This is a genomic window from Kosakonia sp. BYX6, from assembly GCF_038449125.1.
Taxonomy (GTDB): Bacteria; Pseudomonadota; Gammaproteobacteria; order Enterobacterales; family Enterobacteriaceae; genus Kosakonia; species Kosakonia calanthes.
Window position 1 is genome coordinate 2,179,500 of record NZ_CP151800.1, and the last position, 15,457, is coordinate 2,194,956.

General features: G+C 58.8%; 14 protein-coding genes. 12 read left to right on the top strand and 2 right to left on the bottom strand.

The window, feature by feature from the left end; translation table 11 throughout:
* Nucleotides 1-44: 44 nt before the first annotated feature.
* The gene (locus tag AAEY27_RS10215) at nt 45-1,868 is read left to right on the top strand and encodes a glycoside hydrolase family 15 protein (protein ID WP_342325130.1); all 1,824 of its coding nucleotides are present in this window, start codon (nt 45-47) and stop codon (nt 1,866-1,868) included.
* A 10-nt stretch (nt 1,869-1,878) separates the two neighbouring features.
* On the opposite strand, the gene AAEY27_RS10220 is transcribed toward AAEY27_RS10215, so the two are convergent.
* Nucleotides 1,879-2,610: a MerR family transcriptional regulator gene (locus AAEY27_RS10220; RefSeq protein WP_342325131.1), complete on the bottom strand. Its 732-nt coding sequence runs from the start codon at nt 2,608-2,610 to the stop codon at nt 1,879-1,881.
* Nucleotides 2,611-2,710: 100 nt separating this feature from the next.
* A complete protein-coding gene (locus tag AAEY27_RS10225; RefSeq protein ID WP_342325133.1) occupies nt 2,711-3,928 on the bottom strand; it encodes a diguanylate phosphodiesterase in 1,218 nt (405 codons plus the stop codon).
* Between the two features lie 312 nt (nt 3,929-4,240).
* Here AAEY27_RS10225 and ycgZ point away from each other — a divergent pair, with 312 nt between their 5' ends.
* From ycgZ to AAEY27_RS10280, 11 genes are all read left to right on the top strand, one after another.
* On the top strand, nt 4,241-4,480 hold the full coding sequence (gene ycgZ, locus AAEY27_RS10230; protein ID WP_342325135.1) for a regulatory protein YcgZ: 240 nt from the start codon (nt 4,241-4,243) through the stop codon (nt 4,478-4,480).
* A gap of 162 nt (nt 4,481-4,642) precedes the next feature.
* Nucleotides 4,643-4,948 carry a hypothetical protein gene (locus tag AAEY27_RS10235; RefSeq protein ID WP_342325137.1) on the top strand — a complete coding sequence of 102 codons (306 nt, stop codon included), beginning with the start codon at nt 4,643-4,645 and terminating at the stop codon, nt 4,946-4,948.
* Between the two features lie 36 nt (nt 4,949-4,984).
* Nucleotides 4,985-5,263, top strand: a complete 279-nt coding sequence (locus AAEY27_RS10240) for a biofilm development regulator YmgB/AriR family protein (protein WP_342325139.1) — start codon at nt 4,985-4,987, stop codon at nt 5,261-5,263.
* A 246-nt stretch (nt 5,264-5,509) separates the two neighbouring features.
* On the top strand, nt 5,510-5,962 hold the full coding sequence (gspG, locus tag AAEY27_RS10245; RefSeq protein WP_425294662.1) for a type II secretion system major pseudopilin GspG: 453 nt from the start codon (nt 5,510-5,512) through the stop codon (nt 5,960-5,962).
* A 9-nt stretch (nt 5,963-5,971) separates the two neighbouring features.
* Nucleotides 5,972-6,958 carry a type II secretion system minor pseudopilin GspK gene (gspK, locus tag AAEY27_RS10250; RefSeq protein WP_342325140.1) on the top strand — a complete coding sequence of 329 codons (987 nt, stop codon included), beginning with the start codon at nt 5,972-5,974 and terminating at the stop codon, nt 6,956-6,958.
* A complete protein-coding gene (gene gspL / locus AAEY27_RS10255) occupies nt 6,955-8,100 on the top strand; it encodes a type II secretion system protein GspL (RefSeq protein ID WP_342325142.1) in 1,146 nt (381 codons plus the stop codon). The genes gspK and gspL overlap by 4 nt, the downstream gene beginning before the upstream one ends.
* Nucleotides 8,097-8,651: a type II secretion system protein GspM gene (gene gspM / locus AAEY27_RS10260; RefSeq protein WP_342325144.1), complete on the top strand. Its 555-nt coding sequence runs from the start codon at nt 8,097-8,099 to the stop codon at nt 8,649-8,651. Before gspL ends, gspM begins: the two co-directional genes overlap by 4 nt.
* Nucleotides 8,648-11,176, top strand: a complete 2,529-nt coding sequence (gene gspD, locus AAEY27_RS10265; protein ID WP_342325146.1) for a type II secretion system secretin GspD — start codon at nt 8,648-8,650, stop codon at nt 11,174-11,176. Before gspM ends, gspD begins: the two co-directional genes overlap by 4 nt.
* Before the next feature lie 20 nt (nt 11,177-11,196).
* Nucleotides 11,197-12,630, top strand: a complete 1,434-nt coding sequence (gene gspE / locus AAEY27_RS10270; RefSeq protein WP_342325148.1) for a type II secretion system ATPase GspE — start codon at nt 11,197-11,199, stop codon at nt 12,628-12,630.
* An 8-nt stretch (nt 12,631-12,638) separates the two neighbouring features.
* Entirely contained in the window at nt 12,639-13,841 is a 1,203-nt protein-coding gene (gspF, locus tag AAEY27_RS10275; RefSeq protein WP_342325150.1) for a type II secretion system inner membrane protein GspF, read from the top strand.
* Between the two features lie 371 nt (nt 13,842-14,212).
* Nucleotides 14,213-15,343 (top strand): substrate-binding domain-containing protein, encoded by a 1,131-nt coding sequence (locus tag AAEY27_RS10280; RefSeq protein ID WP_342325151.1) that lies wholly within the window; start codon nt 14,213-14,215, stop codon nt 15,341-15,343.
* Nucleotides 15,344-15,457 lie beyond the last annotated feature (114 nt).

Consider the following 15,457-nt stretch of genomic DNA (forward strand, 5'->3'; position numbering starts at 1 on the left):
TTTCGCCTAATCTTAAAACAGCCAACGCTTTCGCAAGGAGTCGCATGAAAACTGACAGCAACACCATTACGGTTATTGATAAGCATGGGATCATTGGCAACCTGCAAACCTGTGCGCTGGTGACCGTCGAAGGCATGATTGATTTTCTCTGCTGGCCCAATTTAGACAGCCCGTCCATTTTCACCTCGTTGCTCGATCCTAAAAAAGGCGGTTATTTCTCCCTCGCGCCGGTGGGGGACGCGTGGCGGGCGATTCAGCATTACCTGCCGGACAGCAATGTGCTGCAAACCCGCTGGTTGTCGAAGGGGGCAATGGTCGAGCTAACGGACTTTATCGCCATCAATGACGACGTTGATGCCAACCCGGTGATCATCCGCAAAATCAAAATGATATACGGCAGCGCGACGATCAAACTGCACTGCTCGCCGCGCTTCAATTACGCCAGTGAAATCCCTGAGGTGAGCGTCGATAAAAAGGTTTACTGCTTTAAGGGCGAGCAAAACGTCGCCATGACGCTGGCGTCCTCTCAGCCGTTGAAGGTGAAAAAAGGCCAACTCGACGGCGAATTTACCCTGATGGAAGGCGAGTGCGCCGAGTTTGTGTTTGGCGACGCGAAGGTGAAACACGCCGCCTTAAAACACGTGGATCAGGAGTACCACAAGACGCTGGCATTCTGGCAGCAGTGGGTCAGCCAAAGCAAATATCGCGGACGCTGGCGCGAAGCGGTGACGCGCTCATCGCTGGTGCTGAAACTGTTAACCTCGCAGCGTTACGGTTCGATCGCGGCAGCGGCGACGTTCGGTTTGCCGGAACTGCCCGGCGGTGAACGCAATTGGGATTACCGCGCCACCTGGCTGCGCGATGCGTCGTTCAGTTGTTACGCGTTGATTCGCCTGGGCTATGTCGAGGAAGCCAAAGCCTTTAGCGCGTGGATTGGTCGCTGCATGGAAAACAGCAAATTCGACCCGAAACGCTTACAGGTGATGTACCGGCTGGACAGTGAAACGGATTTGACCGAGGAAATCTTGCCGCATCTTGCCGGCTACCTGAATTCAAAGCCGGTGCGCAAGGGCAACGAAGCCTATAAACAACTGCAACTGGATATCTACGGTGAATTGCTGGACGCCGTGTATCTCACCACCAAATATGGCGACAACGTGTCGCACCGCGGTTGGGGGCATGTGGTTCGGCTGGTGGATTATGTCTGCGAGATTTGGGACTCGCCGGATGCGGGGATCTGGGAAATGCGCGGCGAACCGGCGAATTTCCTCTACTCGCGTTTGATGTGCTGGGTGGCGCTGGATCGCGCGCTGCGTCTGGGCGCCAAGCGTTCACTCTCAATGCCGTTTGCCAAATGGGAAGCAACGCGGCAGAAAATTCGCGACGATATCTGGAACAATTTCTGGAACGATGAATTGGGGCATTTCACGTCGACGCGGCACGGCACCGATCTCGACGGTTCGATGCTGCTCATGCCGCTGTTTCGTTTTATCGGCTCGAAAGATCCGGACTGGCTGGCGACGCTTGCGGCGATTCGCAAAAAGTTGATGCGCGACGGCATGGTGCGTCGCTATCTGCAAGCGGAAACGCCGTCGGATTCACTGCGCGGCGAAGAGGGTTATTTTGTGCCCTGTTCGTTCTGGTATGTGGAGTGTCTGGCGCGGGCGGATTTTGTTGATGAAGCGAGGATCGAGTTCGAACGCTTGCTGCATTACGCCAACCATTTGGGGCTGTACGCCGAAGAGTTTGATGAGCGCGGCTTTCCACTCGGCAACTTCCCGCAGGCGCTTTCGCATCTCGCGCTGATCAGTGCGGCGTTCTACCTCGATAAAAAGATGTCCGGGAATCAGCAGACCTGGCAACCGTAATCGTTGGGTTTTACTCGCCGTGAATCGCGACGGTGAAACCCTGCTCACGCCAGTGCGCTAACTGCTGCGTCTGGCGTTGGGTTAACGCTCTGCCTGTCCAGACAAACAGATGCTGACCGGGGAAAAATTCCGGGTGAGGGGAGTCGAGCGGTTCGGCAAGCACATCAACACGCCATCCTTGCCCGGTCAGCCGCCAGGCTTCCAGCCATAAACGCGTGCGATCGTCATTACCCCACGAAACCAGCAACGCGTCTTTCACGGCGTCTTTGCGCGCCGCAGCAATGCGCAACACGGCGTAATCAATCAGCGCGCCATCCAGCAGGCTTAAAATGACCCGCGCCGTGTTGTGATCGCGCGCCAGACGCAGGCGCACCGGCATGATGATTTCGTCGATCAGTTGCTCAGACGAATGTTGGCGGCCTAATTCGACAAGGGCCGCGCGTAGCCGGGCAGGGTTCACCTGGCGCAACATGGACATCATCTCTTCCTGAATGGATCTCCAGCCGGGAACGTCGGTAACAACGTTTTCATCAAGCAATGCTTTAACTTTGCTAACGGATACGCCGCTTTCAATCCAGCGCTTTATTTCCATAATGCGCTGGATATCAGACTCATCAAACTGGCGATGCCCGCCTTCGCTACGCTGAGGTTTTAGCAATCCATAACGACGTTGCCATGCGCGTAGGGTGACCGGATTTATGCCGCATCGCTCGGCGACCTCGCCAATACTGTAAAAAGCCATGACCCCTCGAACTATTGATGCCGATATATTCTTTGCAAAGACTAATTAACCTCAACAAGCTGTACAAGCACTTTGTACACATTTGCTTATCGATTTATTCTCATTCTTCTTTCTTCTCAGGCCACGCCACCGCAGGAATACCGCCCAGATCCGGGCGGGCGAACAGAAAACCCTGGAACTGCGAAATGCCCGCAGACTCCAGCCACATCCACTCTTCCGCTTTCTCAATGCCGACGGCGGACACGGCGATTTCCAACGATGTACAACATTTAATAATGGCCTGGACAATCGCCTGGCGCGAGCCGCTCTTGTGCACATCCTGAATCAGATCACGATTAATTTTGATGCGATCCGGCTGGAACTGCGCCAGCAGCACCAGGCCCGCAAAGCCCGCGCCAAAGTGATCAATCGCCACGCGAATACCGGCGCCTTTCAGCAGTTTCACCGCACGGGTGAACTCATCAAGACGGGAGATGATTTCGCTTTCGGTAAACTCGACAATCACCTGCTCAGGTACCAGCCCGTTGGCGTTGATCTCCTGCAAAATAAACTCGACCGCGTGCGGGATTTCAACCAACGTCATTGGCAACAGGTTGACGGAGAGCGTCTGCGCGCCAAGGTTTAACGCGGCGGCCATGGCGAAAGCGACTTTCTTACTTTGCAGATCGGCCTGGTACAGCGCATCGCCCGTCAACCCCGCGAAATAGGTTTGCGGCGAATCACCGGCGGGCGTGCGCAGCAGCGCTTCAATGGCGACAATTTCGCGGGCAAACGGATCGATCAGCGGTTGAAACGCAAAGCGGCAATCGGCGGGGTTATCGCTTGCCGAGGCAGGCAGGGCGATGGCGTTGCCATCGGCAATAAACTCCCAGCTATCGGCTGACGGGATCTCAAAGTAGTTCTCTTTTTCACCCTCTTCGACAAAGGTTTGAAAAAACTGCAACGCGCGATCGTCATAAATCAACTGGTACTTAGAGGTACCTTTGTCGAGCACCGTCTGCAAAACCGCCTCACTGTTGTGATCGCGTAAATCAAAGAGCTCCATGCCCGTTTTACCAAAGCGGCGAGAAGGCGCGTAATCACGCAGCAACTCCACCACATTGTAATGACGTGGGTCCGCGCAAATGGCGTCATAGATGGGAACAACCGTCTCCTCCGGCCCTTCCAGCAACTGGAAGAAATGCGTGCCGTTGAACAGCAAAATGCCGGTGACGTTTGCCTGACCATTCTTGATATTGGCTGCTGCGACCATCTCTTCAAGCATCTGGTAGGTAACGTCGTCACGCAGATGGCTACGGTAAATAATGGTAGTGAGCATAGGAGCCCCGGTTGGCGGTGAATGAGCGACCACACTAACAGAAGCACACCATGGCGTCATGCTTGATTACCTTACGTTTTTCGCCTGCCAAACGCCCCACCGGCGACGATTTCTCACCTTTTCCTGAACTTGTACAGACTTCCGTTAACAGTCAGAAAAATTCTATCTCCGTAACCGACTGATAAACTGCAACATTATAAGATATTTCTTAGAGTGATAAAAAACTTGTACAAACTCTATGTACATATAAACCATTTTTGTATAAGTTTTAAGTCAACATTTACTGACTCAATGAATCGAGAGGCGTGACATATGCACCAGAACGGTTACCACCCGAGCACCGCTAATGCCATTACCCGCTACTTCAACAAAGCGACGCTGCCAACGCAGCAGCAGACACTGGGTCAAATTGCCGTGGAAATCCTTAGCGAAGGACGCAATCTGAACCGTAAAGCCATCTGTACTAAATTACTTTGTCGACTTGAGCAGGCTTCCAGCCCGGAAGAGGAGAGCCACTATCACGTGCTGATTGGTATGTTATTTGACCGCTAAGGCTGAGTGACCAATCGCAATTCATCAGACTTTTTGAGCTAATTCTCGCGGGGTGATAAGGCGTTTCTTCGCTCTGACTAGCATGAGTTAATCGTCCCCTCGGGAGAATTGGCTTCATGCCGCACGAGTCGTTCGGCAAGTCGCGGCAACCGAGATGCAGTTATGAACAGTAGTGAAAATGAGCAACTGACAGATGAACTTATCGGCGTGGCGGTACTGTCACTCCTGAATGACAACGCCCCCATCAGCACGAAGGCGCTCATCACCCGGTTGAGGTCGATGGAGGCCCACGAGCCAGACAGCGAGCGGCGTCAAACGCTGGGGCAGATCATCGCTGAAATCGATAGTGACAATCTGGCCGCGATGCGCCGCAGCGCGATAAGCCAGCGCAATCCGGATGAGGAAAGCCATGATAACGTCTATCAATTGTTTGGCGAAAAACAGCCAGGCGGCTCAAAAAAACACTAACCGGTAACCATTTACACAACACGGGGGGAGAAATCGATGAGCCAGGCGACGCTCGAACAATCAGAGGGATACGAAAATCTGCCCGACATCACGCTCGCTGACTATTTTCGCAGCCGCGGCGATTTGCTGGCAGAGGAGTCTGCGGTACTCGGTGCCGTGATCCGTCGTATTCTCGCTGCGGGTGAACGTATTAGCCATAAAGCGCTGATTCTTGAGCTGATAAGAATGCTGGAAACCACCGAAAACGTGGTGAAAAGTGATGTTATCCGCCATACGCTGGAAATCGTTGTTCACCACACCACCGACGATATTTAGTTCCCTGTCTGGCGCTGCCACCTTCCAGGTCTTCCGGCAGCGCCTTTTCTTTTTCCTTCCTGACTTTCCCCTTTTCCCGATAATGTCATTTTCATGACGGCTTTTCGGGAGTGATACCCGTAAATTCGCGCGTTTCCCCACACTTCATGCCCGTTAGCGGGAAGTTCTCCCGAGTGCATTACATCAAGTTGACACTCTGATTTGAGAATATTCCCCGGGATAAAAAGGTGTGACACGGAGACGGGGATGAAAAGTCGATTCGCCAGATCGATGTGCGCAGACACGCATGTGCAGCGTGGTTTCTCACTGATTGAAATCATGGTGGTGGTGGTCATTATGGGGGTGCTGGCGGCGCTTATCGTTCCCAATTTGCTTGACCGGCCAGACCAGGCGCGCGCCACGGCGGCGCGTCAGGATGTGGGCGCCATCATGCAAGCCCTCAAATTGTACCGCCTGGATAACGGCAGTTACCCGACCAACGAACAAGGGTTACGCGCGCTGACCGAAAAACCCACCACCGGCGTGGCGCCCGCCAACTGGCATAAATACCTCGAACGTCTGCCCAACGATCCCTGGGGAAACCCGTATCACTATCTCAACCCAGGCGCCAATGGGGAGATCGACGTGTTTTCGCTGGGCGCCGATGGTAAGCCCGACGGGGAAGGCACCCGCGCCGATATCGGCTCGTGGCAGCTCTAAGGCTGCCCAATGATCAGGCCCGCGAACGCGCAGTCTGGAATGGCGGTGATCGCCATGTTGCTGCTGGTGGCGGTCATCGCGCTGATGGCCTCGGCACTGCTGGCGCGCCAGACCACCGTGTTATACGGGGTGCAAAACGAACACACCCGGCTACAGGGACAGTGGCTGTTGCGCGGCGAAATCAGCCGCAGTCAGGTCGTGCTGTACGACGAAGCGCGCCGCACGCCGGTCACCCGCCTTGATGGCCGCTGGCGGCAGCCACGCAACGGGGCGATTGTCGGTCAACTGGGCGGCGCGACCGCACGTATCTTTTCTGAAATCGACGACGAGCAGGCAAAGTTCAACCTGCGCAACCTGGTGGATAACGGCGAAATGGATGCCCGGGAAACGGCGGCGTTCCTGCGTTTATGCGCCCTTGTTGGGGTTTCGCGCGAGCAGGCGTCGCTGATTGCCCGCCGGGTGGCGACAAGCCTGGTCGACGCGGAATCCCCTGGCAACGAGCAACTCAACGATCAAGATGCGCAAGCCGCGCAGGCAGCAGCGGAATCGATTGGCCTTAGCCATCTGAGTCGCCGCGAGTTGGCACCGAGGCTGCGCGATCTCAGCGATTTGCTCGCCGTGCCTGGCATTAGCGCCAGCAGCATCACCCGCCTGCAACCCTACGTGACGATGTTGCCGCAGCGCAGTTGGATCAACGCCAACACCGCCGGGCCTGAAGTGCTGGCCGCCTGGGTGCCGGGGTTAACGCTTGAGCGGGCAAAAGCGCTGCTGGTGACGCGCGATAACGGCCAGTGGTTTATCAACCGGGGCGATTTCACGCGGCGCCTGCAAATGCCGGAGCTTGATGAAATCGACATCATGATCGGCATCACCAGCCAGTGGTTTCGCTTCAACGGCGCGCTACGCACCCCGCAGCGCACGCTGCTCATCCAGGCGCTGCTGTTTGATAACAAAGCTAACCTGCCGCAGGTGATCTGGCTGAGGGAGGGAACATGACACCCCGGCACGTTGCCCGCTTGCATGTGCGCCTGCCGCCCCTGCGCGAGCTGGCGACCCGCGAGATAACTCTCGCGTGGCAGCCGATCAATGGTGAATGGCAGACCGAAACCGTTGCCAGCCTGCACGAAATAGCTGCGGGTTTTCAGGCTAGCCGCGTCGAGGTTTGTCCGCATCCGGCGGATGTCTCAATGACGGAAATCGACATTCCACCGCTGCGCGGCAGTGCGCTGCATAAAGCGGTGCGCGGCGCGGTTGAGTTGCTGGCGCTGATGCCGCCGGAACAACTCATCATTGGTTATGGCGAGCGCCATGATAGCGGCACGTTGCCGGTGGCCTGGCTTTCGGCAGCGCACCTGCAAGCCTTGCTGGCGGCACTGACTCACGCCGGGCTGCGCATCGACGCGCTGCTTCCGCCACCGGCGTTTTTACCGCAGCCCGTGGCGGATGAAGCCAGCGTCGCGCGTGTCGATAACTGGCTCGTGCTGCGTAGCGGCGCGGCCAGCGGGGCGATGTTGCCTTTCCCGCACGGCGCGCAAGACCCGGAAAGCCGGCTGCGCGACCCGTTTCCGGCGATCAATGCATTTCACTGGGTGCAGGCGAGTGAAGAGGGTGAAGGCTGGCACTGGTCATTTCCGCTTTCACGCCCGCGCAGCGATTCCCGCGCGTCAGAGTGGTTGCGTCCGCTGGTCGGCTGGACGCTCGCCGCCGCCGTGGTTTGGCTGGGCGGGCTGAATCTTTACGCGTGGCGTTTACAGCGTGAAGGGCTGGCGCTGAAACAGCAGATGGCTGAACAAGTGCAGGCGACATTTCCCGATGTGTCGGTGGTGCTGAACCCCTTGCAGCAGGCGCGGCAACTTCGGGATGCGCGCATCAGCGGCAACGCGCAGCAAAACAGTGCCGATTTCCCCACGCTGTTGCGCCTCGCCGCCACGTTGCTGAGCGCAAGCGACGGGCAAGTGGCGAAGGTGAGTTATCAGCAAGGCCAGCTTGATATCCGCTGGCGCGAAGGTGCCGCATTGCGCCGCGCCGAGGTTGACGCCCTGCAACAACAGGCGCGCGAACACCAAGTGCTGGTAATGAGCGACGCGCAGGGCCTCCATCTGCGCGCCGGGCAGGAACAGAGCAAACCCTCACCATGAAAACGCGGGTCGTTTTGCAGACGCTGCGACAACGCGTGGTGCTGCCGCTGCGTCAGGTGGTTCTCTACTGGCGAGGATTAACCCGGCGCGAGCGCCAGCAAGTGGCAGGGATGATCGCCGTGCTGGCGATTGCCCTGGTGTGGCTGCTATTGACCCGCCCGGCGCTGAACACGCTCAGCCACTGGCAGCAGGAATTACCGCGCCTGCGCTCGCAGCATGCCGCGCTGCAAAAGGTGCTGGCGGAGGTTGGTGGCGGGCCAATCAATAACGGCGCGCGCCAGGAAAGCCCCGAACAACGGCTGGCGCAGAGCATTGCCGCCGCTGGTTTGACGGAACAGCACGCGGTACAGGCAGAGGGCGCAAGTTGGGTGCTTATCTTTGCGCAACCGGTGAATGCGCAAAGGCTAGTGAGCTGGTTACTGAGCGCGTCCGCCACCACCGGCATGGCGGTACAGCAGGTCAGTATTGAGCGAGTGGACGCGGGTGAAACCGATACGCGCGTCACGGCTTCAGTGACGCTGGCAGCACCACAACAGAGGAAGGGAGAATGAAGCAAACTGGCCTGTCACGAAGCCTGACGCTGGGAATGGTGGCGTACTGCTTGATGCTGGCGGGGTGTAGCACCCATGGCGACGGATCGCTGTTTCGCAACGGGCCGTGGGTGGTGAGCACCTCATCACGCATGCCGAAAGAGAGTGCCGGAACCTTTGGCGCCGATCGCCCGTCGGACAGCCCTTCCCGGCGCGTTGAGCGCCAGACCACACACCGCTACGGCGGCGCCGGCGGCAACACCGGCGCGGCGCAGGCCAGCGGCGAGAAAGTGACGCTTAATTTTCGCGACACGGAGATTTCCGCTGTCATCGGCGCGCTGGCGCGCTTTCTCGGGCGCAACTTCCTGATGGACCCCCGCGTAAAAGGTCAAATCACCCTGGTTTCCGACGGCGACGTCGATCTCAACACCGCGTACACCATGCTCGGCTCCGCGCTGCGCATGCGCGGGTACACCATTGTCGATGTCGGCAACGTCAGCCGGGTGGTGCCGGTGGCGGATGCCAAAATGCAGGGTGGTGCTGTTAACAGCGCAACGTCCGGCGGCGGCATTGCCACACGCACCTATCGGCTGGCCTATGAGAGCGCGGAAGCGCTGGTGCCGGTATTAAAACCGATGATTGCCCCGGAAAGCAGCATTACCGCGTACCCGGCCAATAACACGGTGGTGATCACCGATTACGCCGACAATCTCGATCGCATCGCGCGGATTATCGCCAGCATCGATACGCCAACCTCGTTAGATACGCGGGTGGTGAAAATCTATAACGGCGTGGCGGTGGATATCGCCGCGCTGGCGAACGACATCCTGCAACAGCAGGGCGGCGCCAGCGGGCGTCAGGACATTGCCATTCTCGCCGACCCGCGCTCCAACAGCGTGGTGATCCGCGCCAGCAGCCCGGCGCGCAGCGAACTGGCGAATAATTTGTTAATTGAACTGGATAACGTGCAGGAAGATCCGGGCAATCTCCACGTGGTTTATCTGCGTAACGCCCAGGCGGTGTCCCTTTCCAAGGTGCTGCGCGGGTTGCTGAAAGGCGAATCCGACAGCACGAAACTCTCTGACAACGCGCGCAGCACGCTCGGCGCGGGCGGCATGACCAGCGGCGCGGGCACCAGCGCAAATACCACCGCCAGTAACTCTTCCTCTTCCACCAGTAACAGTAACGCCCTCAATACCGGCAGCCAGCGTTTCGGCACCGCGCCGGAAGACACCGTCGCAGAAGAAACGGGCACGGCCTTTAGCGCCGAAGGGGTGACCGTGCAGGCGGATGCCAGCACCAACACGCTGATTATCTCGGCGCCCGATCCGATGTACCGCAGCCTGCGCAAAGTGATTGATCTGCTCGACCAGCGTCGCGCGCAGGTGCTGGTGGAAAGCTTGATTGTCGAAGTCACCGCCAGCGACACCGCCGAGCTGGGCATTCAGTGGATGAAACAGAGCGGTCGGTTTATCGGCGGGAGCAATTTTGGCGGCACGGGCATCAATACGTCGGCCAAAACCGGCATTGACGCACTGCCTGCGGGTCTGAATCTCGGCATTATCGATGGCACCATTAATTTGCCGGGTGTCGGGCAGATTCTGAATCTGGAAGTGTTGGCGCGGGCGCTGCAAACCCACGGCGGGGCGAACATCCTGTCGACCCCGAACCTGCTCACGCTGGATAACGAGGTGGCGTCGATCATGGTCGGCAAAACCGTGCCTTTCGTCAGCGGCCAGTACATTACCTCCGGCAGCGGCGGGTCGGACAATCCATTTCAGACCGTCGAGCGCGAAGACGTTGGCCTCAAGTTGCAAATCCGCCCGCAGATTTCCGAAGGCGGCACCGTGAAGCTCGATATCTACCAGGAAGTGAGCAGCATTGATGCGCAAAGCTCCACCAGCGCGGGCATTGTCACCAATAAGCGCGCGCTGGACACCAGCGTTTTGCTCGACGACGGGCAAATTATGGTGCTCGGCGGCCTGCTGGAAGACTCCGTTACCGGCAACCGCCAGTCGGTGCCGATTCTCGGTTCGATCCCGCTCATCGGCAACCTGTTTCGCTACGACACCCGCGAGCGCGTGAAGACCAATCTGATGGTGTTTCTGCGCCCGTATGTGATCCGCGATGCCAGCGCGGGACGCGGGTTGACGCTGGATCGCTACGACTATATGCGCTCGGTGCAAAGCGACACCCAGCCGGGCAGCCATCCGCTGTTATCCGATATCAATGCGCCCATTTTGCCGCCTGCCGACATGCCGGTGGCGGGCAGCAATGATGCTGTAGATATGCGCTCGGCAGCATTACGCAGCACCGACAGCAATAAAACCGTGATTCAAGCCGCCGACGTTAGCCAGCGCGAAGAAGCGATTCGTATCGCCAGCCGCTTACGCATTAGCGGCCTTACCGCGTACATCGTGACCGCGCCTGGCGGCAGCGGTTACGCGGTGCGCGTCGACGTGGCGCGCGACGCCCGCACGGTGGATGCTTCCACCGAAACGTTGCGTGAATTGGGCTACCAACCGGAGCTTGTTGTGACACCGTAACTGAATTTCAGGAGGGCATAATGAGTGAAATGCAACTCCCGCACGGCTGGGCGCGCAGCCAGCGGATTGTATTACAGCGCGACGGCGAGGAGCCGTGGCTGACCACCAGCCCACGCACGCAGGGCTGGGCGCTGGCAGAAGCGTTGCGCCGCACCGGAGCACTGCGCTGGCAGGAAGTGGACGAAGCGCAAATGGACGCGCTGTTGGCAGCAACCTACGCGGAGGCGGGCAGCGCTGCGGAAGTGGTCGGTGCGGCGGAATCGGAAGTCAATCTCGAACGCCTGATGCAAGACATGCCTGCAATAACCGACTTGCTCGACGCCGACGATGACGCGCCGGTGATCCGCATGATCAACGCCTTGCTCACCCAGGCGACGCGCGACAGTTCCAGCGACGTCCATTTTGAAATTTTCGAAACCCATTCGATGGTGCGTTACCGCGTCGACGGCACGCTGCGTGAAGTGGTCTCCCCGCGCAAAGCGCTGCACGCGGCGCTGATCTCGCGCATCAAAATCATGGCCAAACTCGATATCGCGGAAAAACGCGTGCCGCAGGACGGGCGCATTACCCTGCGCGTCGGCGGGCGCGCCATTGATGTGCGGGTTTCCACCGTGCCGACGGTACACGGTGAGCGCGCGGTATTGCGTTTGCTGGAAAAAGATCTCGGGCGCTTGCAACTGGCGAATCTGGGGCTGGCAGGGGATGTGCAGCTTGAGCTGATACGGCTGATTCGCCAGCCGCACGGCATTGTGCTGGTCACCGGGCCGACCGGCAGCGGCAAAACCACCACGCTGTACGCCGCGCTTGGCGAGCTGGATAAAGGCGCCAGCAATATTTTGTCGGTGGAAGACCCGGTGGAGTATGACCTGCCGGGCATTAACCAAATTCCGGTGCACAGCAAAATCGGCATGACCTTTGCCGCCGCCCTGCGCGCGGCGCTGCGCCAGGACCCGGACAACATCATGATCGGCGAAATCCGCGATCTGGAAACCGCGCAAATTGCCGTGCAGTCCTCGCTCACCGGCCACGGCGTGCTGGCCTCGTTACACACCAATGACGCCGTTTCCGCCATCACGCGCCTTATCGATATGGGGATTGAACCCTATCTGCTTTCTTCTTCACTGCTTGGCGTGCTGGCTCAGCGGCTGGTGCGCTGTCTGTGCCCGGCGTGTCGCCAGCAAGAAACCTTGCCCAATGGCGAAACGCGCTGGGTGTCGGTCGGCTGTGCGCTCTGCAATCATTCCGGTTTTCGCGGGCGCACCGGAATTCATGAACTTTTCATTATTGATGACAGCATCCGCCGTTTGATTCACGAAGGCGGTAACGAACAGGCGATGCGCGCTGCCGCCCGACAGCGCGGCATGCGCACTTTGCGCGAAGACGGGCAGCGCTGGGTGCAGGCCGGGGTAACAACCGTTGACGAGATCCTGCGTGTCACCCGCGATGACGGTTAGGAGGGGATATGCCACGTTTTCATTTTGAAGCGGCGACGGCGCAGGGGCAGATCCAGCGCGGGGTGATCGATGCGGAATCTTCCCGCGCGGCGCGCTTGCAACTGCGCGATCGCGGCTTAACCGCACTGGAAGTCAGCGAAGCCGTCGCCCAACGCGGGCCCGCGTGGCTGGCATCTAAACTCGACGCCGCCGACCTGTGCTGGGCCACCCGCGAACTGGCGAGTTTGCTGGGCGCGAGCCTGACGCTGGAAGCCGCATTAACCGCCACGCTGGAGCAGGCGGAAAAACGCACCGTCAACGCCGCTTTCAGTGAGGTGCGCGACCATGTGCGCGCCGGCATGCGGCTGGCGGATGCGCTGGCCGAACGCCCGCGCGACTTCCCGGAGATCTACCGGGCGTTGATCAGTGCCGGGGAAGATTCGGGCGACCTGGCGAGGGTGATGGAGCAACTGGCCGATTACCTGGAAAACCGCGACACCCTGCGCAGCAAAATGCTCACCGCGTTTATTTACCCCGGCGTCATAGCCTGTGTTTCGGTCGGCATTGTCATCTTCATGCTCAGTTACGTGGTGCCGCAGGTGGTCAGCGCCTTTACTCAGGCGCGCCAGGACTTGCCGACCCTCACGCTGGTGATGCTGGCGGTCAGCCACTTTGTGCGCGAGTGGGGGCTGCTCACCAGCACGCTGCTGAGCGCTGCTTTTTTCCTGTGGCGTGGGTTATTGCGTGATCCGGCGACGCGGTTGCGCTGGCATCGCACCGTGCTGCGTTTGCCGATGATCGGCAAATACACCCTCGGTGTGAATACTGCGCGGTTCGCCTCGACGCTGGCGATCCTGATGAGCGCGGGCGTGCCGCTGCTACGCGCGATGGATGCCGCCCGCCAGACGCTGGGTAATGATTGCCTGAAACAGTGCGCCAGTGACGCCGCCGCTCGCGTGCGTGAAGGCGCGGCGCTGGCTTCGGCGCTGCGGGCGCAAAAAATCTTTCCCTCTAATCTTGTGCACCTGGTGGCCAGCGGCGAGAAAACCGGGGCGCTGGCGATGATGCTCGAGCGCGCGGCGGCAAACTTGTCGCGGGATCTGGAACGCCGCGCCACGCGTTTGACCGCCTTGCTGGAGCCGCTGCTGATCCTCGTGATGGGCGGCGTAGTGATGATGATTGTGCTGGCGATCATGCTGCCGATTATGTCGATCAACCAAATGGTGCAGTGATGATTTCGGGGGTACTTTTCGCGCGATTCGGGAGTGGCGGCGTGGGTGTAAAAACCCAAACCCGCAGGCGCGCGTACAAAAAAGAGAGGCTGTATCAACGGGATAACGATGAAACGACGAGCCGGGGAAGCCGGTCGTTATGCCCGCCAGTACACCCGGTTAATCCCCCGCGTTTCGGGAGATTTATTTTGCGTTCTGGGGATTTATCTTCGCTCAGATGTCACTGACGCCCCCAAAAATGGAACCCGTTACCAGGACGGGTAACGTAGCAGTCCGCGGATTTACCGTGTTACCTCGCACAGGCGGGGAAACACCAATCGAGTTTCAGTCGGTAGTTTTTTTCATTGCGTACTCGCAACGGAGTTAATCCTATGAAAGCGTTCCAACTGAAAGGGCTGGCCGCAATGTTTGCGGTTGGCATGATGGCGATAACGGGTGCTGCCTCGGCGCAAACAGTCAATGGCGCAGGTGCGACCCTACCGCAGCCGCTCTATGAAGACTTGTTTGGCCTGGACGGTACCAGCAAGGATGTGATCGGTACCTGGACCTACGACGGTGTCGGGAGCGGTGGCGGGAAAAGCCGTTTTCTGACCACCACCAACACTGTTAATTTCGCCGGGAGCGATTCCGTGCTCACCGCGACGGAATTCGCCACCTACAACTCATCGCAGCGCGCCAGCTGGGGGCCGCTGATCCAGATCCCATCCGTTCTGACGTCGGTCACGCTACCGTTCAAAATGCCGGCCAACGCATCGCAAACGACGCTCAATCTCACGCGTGATCAGGTGTGCCGCATTTTTGCCAACCAGATAACCACCTGGGGGCAAATCCTCGGTAACACCAACACCACGCCGTTTGTGGTGGTTTACCGCACAGAAGCCAGCGGAACCACCGAATTGCTCTCTAACTTCCTGACCTCTGCGGCGTGCAGCGGTTATAACTTCCAGAAATCCAACCTCTTTACCACCGTGGTGGCGAATTCCGGCGGTGTGAACAGCAACTGGATTGCGGCAACCGGCAGCGAAGGCGTGTCTAACGCGCTACAGACGGCAGGGCGCTTTGGCTACCTTAGCCCCAGCTTCGCTTTCAACCCTGGGTCGGCGACCGCCGTTGCCACCATTGGCGGCGCGCTACCTACTTCTGTGCAGCTTCCGGCCAGCGCGACACCGCCAACCGGTACAGCACGCAACAACCCGCTGAACTGGGTTCCGGCTTATGTGCTGCCTACCAATACCGCCGTTTACCCGATCTACGGGACGACGAACCTGCTGGTGGGTCAGTGCTACACCGGCGGAATTACCTCTGACAGCGTGGGCGGCGCGGTCAGAGACTTCCTGACCAAACTGAACAATGGCAGCTATGCATCGCAGATTGCCACACATCTGTTTATCAGCCTACCGGCCAGTTGGCGCACCGCTATCACTGACGCGTTCCTCACGCAGTCAAGCAGTCTTGGGATTGGCAACACCTCGGTCTGTAACGGGGTTGGCCGTCCACTGTAAGTGTTGTTGACAGGGCAAAGGCGGCGGACACTTCGGTGCCTGCCGCCCTTTACGTTGTAAGGCAGACCGCCGGGTAACGCGGTCTTTTGGCGTATTTAAAATAACAAGGGTGAG